Below are 4,384 nucleotides of genomic sequence, written 5' to 3' on the forward strand. Positions count from 1 at the left end.
ATGTTTCTTTCAAAAAAAGTATAGCATACACTAGGTCTATTAAATTTACCCAAAATCATGATATAAAAAAAGTAAAGCACCAACAATTTGTTGGTGCTAATGTTTCACTTATTTAGGGACATTTTCAAAAATGCTTGACAGACCACATTTAGAAACATTAATTTATCTGAATTTTTTAATAAGATTATTATTTGAATATGATATGAAAGCAGTAAGGGTATAATCATACACAATGAAGCAAAATTCCATAAGTGGTATTAATAAATATATATTTATATTAGGAAGATTTAATATTACTAATTTATATATAGATATAATTATTGCTGAACTTATATTAAAATACAGTAATTTAAGTGTAATTTCTAAAATTGTACTTCTGAGTTTTTCTATATAATATTTTACAAAGCCATAGGATCCAAAAATTAATATATATGCTATGCTTATAAGCTTTGAAGGTATAATAAATAAACTAAGAACTGATATAGTAGTATATACCACAACAGTATTTTTTATACCAGTCATTATAATGGAAAGAGGAATGAGACAAGAAGCTATACCTAATAGAAATAATCTATTTGTAGGGAAAATAGAAGAAAGATATAGTAATATCAAACTAAGGGCTGCGAAAATACCACCCTTAGCAATATTGTTAGATTTCATAAAAATCATCTCCTAAATAAATAAGCTTAACAACAGGAAAATAGATCTCCGCCTAAACATTCACAAAGACTGTCTGCACACCACAAGTTAATGCATAAATTGCCCATATCTGGGTTCTTATTACGCTTGCCATAATAGTTGTCTCTATAAGTAGAGTTTCTTTTATTTAGTGAATTAAAACTACGCCTATATTCAATATTATTAGGTTCTTGATTACAAGCTATGTTAATAAAATTATAAGCACTATCATGCCAACCCTTTTTTAGGTGAACCATTCCCATTAAATAATTCCATTCAGCATTCTTTGTATTCATAGTACTTAATTTTTGTTCAGCTGAAGGTATATTCCCACTATTTAAATCCATTCTTATAGATTGGTATATGTTGTTATTCGTATAATCACCATTTGAAGAAGAATTATAATTGTTGGTGGAATTATAAGTATTTGAGGATTCGTAGCTATTTTGCGAACCAGAATTTTTCATAAGTGAGTCATAGGCTTCATTTAGCTCCTGCATTTTTTCTTCTGCTAAATCTTTAAGTGGATTATCACTGTATTGATCAGGGTGATATTTTTTTGCTTGTTCTCTATAGGCTTTTTTAATATCTTCTTTAGAGGTTCCTTCTCTTACACCGAGTACTTCATAGGGATTTGCCATTTTTATATTCCACTCCTTTTAAATAATTAATATCTGATTTGTTAACAAGCACCTTATCCATTTTTTCCATGAGTCCAAGTTCAAGTATATTATATAATATATCCTCATTTTTATGTGTTGGCAATTTATTTAAATAGGTTAAACATTGCTCCGCACAGGTAGTTAATATAAAATCAATTCTTGGTGCTATAGATTTAGAAAAATTTTCGAATTCTAATTTATCTGCATTTAATAATGAATTTATAGCATTAAAAGAATTACTTTTTATGTCCTTTTCTAAATCATCATAAGCATCTATAATGTATATCCATTTACCTAAATTATAACCAAGCCAATACAAATCATCTTTGAAGGGAGCATTCTTATAATAAAATGATATTATAGTGCCTGTTAAATCAGCGAAAACATGAGACAACTCATCTATGGATAGCTGTTCATCTATGGATAGCTGCTCATCTATTATACCTTGGGATTCTAATTCTAAGGTATTTAGTAATAAAAGCTTTTCCTTCATATAGTTCATTATATACTCATATTCTACTTTAGGGTTTGACAAATAGTTCTTTAGAAACAAAGAAAAAATTTTGCTTTTAATTGTTTTATTATCTTGAACATCATCCATTAATTTATAATAGGCTAAAGTAATGTTACAAAAGGCTGCATAGTCTAAAGATTCATTGTTATTAATCATAATCCTTTTTTTTAGTGGATGAATTGCACATTTAAACTGGTTAAAATTGCAATCGCACTCTGACAGTGAATCTAATAGTATAGCCAAAAAAGTCATATCAAAATTTAGTGTAAGTCTAGGTAAGTTACCAAAATTAGTTTTAATAGAATGGCATAGACCACAATAATAAGCTTTGAATTTTTCATAGTCTTTAATTTTCATTTCCATTTTACACGGAGTTACATATCCAAACATTATAGCTTATTCTCCGATTTTTTTGATTCTATTATTTCATAAATAGATCTAGCGGTAGTGTCTGAAAGGCTGTACCCGAGTAACGCTACAACTTCTTTGATCTCATTTTCGTCACTACCTTCAATTTCTATATAAGGAAAAGGACAGAACTTCTTCTCGTTTATGTCTATTTCTATAAGGGTATTTTTATACTTATAGCTTTCTCTATATTTTTTAATAGATTGTACAAGATTAAGACCTAAGGACTCGAATATACCTTTAGCGGCAAATTCATCTTTAATTTCTGATTCATGCTCTTCCATAATTTTGTACTTTTCCTGGCTTATAAGTTTTTTTGTGGTAATATAGTGTATTGTAGAATTTGTTAACTCGTCTTTTACTGTACGTATTCTTGCATAGCCTTTGTTTGTGAGTAGTCTTCTATCTGAGAAATCATAAATATTATTGATTTGATTTTCCTCTTTTACTTTTGGGGCATTTATGTTTAATAGTTTTCTACGAATTTCTTCTACGTTAATATCTATAATTCTAATTTCCATTTCTTTCAATGTTATCCTCCTTATGGTCCTATGTTTCTATCTGTAATTATTAATTTTTAAGTATATCATTAATTGTGATTATATCATAATTTAAATAAAGTAACATTAAAATTGTTTATATATTACTTTGTTTTAAAAACATTTACCATGTTTGTGCGGAAAGCCCACTCCTTCAGGTGTGGGATGGATAGCATAAGAAACTAGTTTTGTTTTTTTTGGTACAAAAGCATTGCCAACATACACATTTTGCGATATACTTTAATTATGGAAAATAAATATAGAACAACTAAAACTACAGTAAGTTTAATTAATTATCATTTTATATTTTGCCCAAGATATAGAAGAAAAATATTCTTAATACCTAATGTAGAAGAAAGATTTAAGCATATGGTCAAATGTGTATGTGAGGAGATAGATATTGAAATTATCGCAATAGAATGTGATAAAGACCATACTCATATATTTTTGAATTGTATTCCAACATTAAGTCCATCTGATATTATGCAAAAAATAAAGGGTGCAACAAGTAGAGTTTTGAGAGACGAATTTATTGAATTAAAGAAGATGCCTAGCTTATGGACTAGAAGTTATTTTATATCAACTGCGGGAAATGTAAGTAGTGAAACGGTAAAAAAATATGTGGAAAATCAAAAAAGAAGATATTAAAAAGCGAGGTGAATACTGTGCCAAATTATATTTTAACATTAAAACTAGATACGGAAAGATATCAAGAAAATATTTTAGATAAAAGATTAGAAATAAGTAGGGATATATATAATAGTTGTTTAGGAGAATTATATAAAAGATATAATAGCATGAGACAATCCAAAGAATATAGGCAAGTTGTTAAAATGACTATACGTAAAGATCGCAATAGACAATTCAATGAATTAAATAAAAAATATGGTTTGACAGAGTATTCACTTCATGATTTTGTAAAACCTATTCAAAAACATTTTAAAGGTAATATAGATAGCTTCACCGCTCAAAAAATAGCTTCAAGGTGCTTTAGTGCATTTCAAGGATTAATGTTCCATACAGCAAATAGGGTTTGTTTTAAGAAATATGGAGAAATGAACAGTGTAGAAGGAAAATCCAACAAAACAGGTATTAGATTTAAAGACGGCAAGCTATTTTGGAATGGATTAGAAACAGATGTGATTATAAATAAAAATGATGAATATGCAGAAATTTCGCTATTAAAAAAAGTTAAATATTGTAGAATAGTTAGAAAATTTATTCGTGGAAAATATAAATATTATATTCAATTAGTTTTAGATGGTATTCCTCCTGTTAAATATAATAAAGAAACTGGGGAAGTTAAAAATAGTATAGGTAAGGGCAATGTTGGAATAGATATTGGAACTCAAACTATAGGAATTGCTTCAAAATATGATGTTAAATTATTAGAATTAGCACCCGAAATTGATAATATTGAAATAATTAAAAGAAGATTATTAAGAAAATTAGATAGACAAAGAAGAATTAACAATCCTAATAATTTCAATGAAAATGGTACAATAAAACATGGTATAAAATTAATATGGGTTAAATCCAACAAGTATATTAAAACGCAAAATGAATTAAGAGATATTCAAAGG

5 protein-coding genes and 1 pseudogene are annotated in these 4,384 nt (G+C 27.4%); 2 read left to right on the top strand and 4 right to left on the bottom strand.

Features of this window, described 5'->3' with window-relative positions; all coding sequences use genetic code 11:
- Window positions 1-162 precede the first annotated feature (162 nt).
- Genes JJE11_RS15405 through JJE11_RS15420 form a run of 4 tightly spaced genes read right to left on the bottom strand, consistent with a single transcriptional unit; the run spans window position 163 to window position 2,792 of the window.
- Complete coding sequence (locus tag JJE11_RS15405) at window positions 163-660, bottom strand: hypothetical protein (RefSeq protein WP_291637194.1); 498 nt, start codon at window positions 658-660, stop codon at window positions 163-165.
- 26 nt (window positions 661-686) lie between these two features.
- Entirely contained in the window at window positions 687-1,319 is a 633-nt protein-coding gene (locus JJE11_RS15410; RefSeq protein WP_291637196.1) for a J domain-containing protein, read from the bottom strand.
- Window positions 1,303-2,244: a DUF5685 family protein gene (locus JJE11_RS15415; protein WP_291637197.1), complete on the bottom strand. Its 942-nt coding sequence runs from the start codon at window positions 2,242-2,244 to the stop codon at window positions 1,303-1,305. Before JJE11_RS15415 ends, JJE11_RS15410 begins: the two co-directional genes overlap by 17 nt.
- Entirely contained in the window at window positions 2,244-2,792 is a 549-nt protein-coding gene (locus tag JJE11_RS15420) for a CYTH domain-containing protein (RefSeq protein WP_291637198.1), read from the bottom strand. The genes JJE11_RS15415 and JJE11_RS15420 overlap by 1 nt, the downstream gene beginning before the upstream one ends.
- 255 nt (window positions 2,793-3,047) lie before the next feature.
- Here JJE11_RS15420 and tnpA point away from each other — a divergent pair, with 255 nt between their 5' ends.
- Both tnpA and JJE11_RS15430 read left to right on the top strand, forming a co-directional pair.
- Entirely contained in the window at window positions 3,048-3,449 is a 402-nt protein-coding gene (tnpA, locus tag JJE11_RS15425) for an IS200/IS605 family transposase (RefSeq protein WP_291637199.1), read from the top strand.
- 17 nt (window positions 3,450-3,466) lie between these two features.
- A pseudogene (locus tag JJE11_RS15430) lies at window positions 3,467-4,384 on the top strand (RNA-guided endonuclease TnpB family protein); the annotation flags it as partial.

Origin of the sequence: Clostridium sp. (assembly GCF_016650095.1) — a bacterium.
Lineage (GTDB): Bacteria > Bacillota > Clostridia > Clostridiales > Clostridiaceae > Clostridium_AD.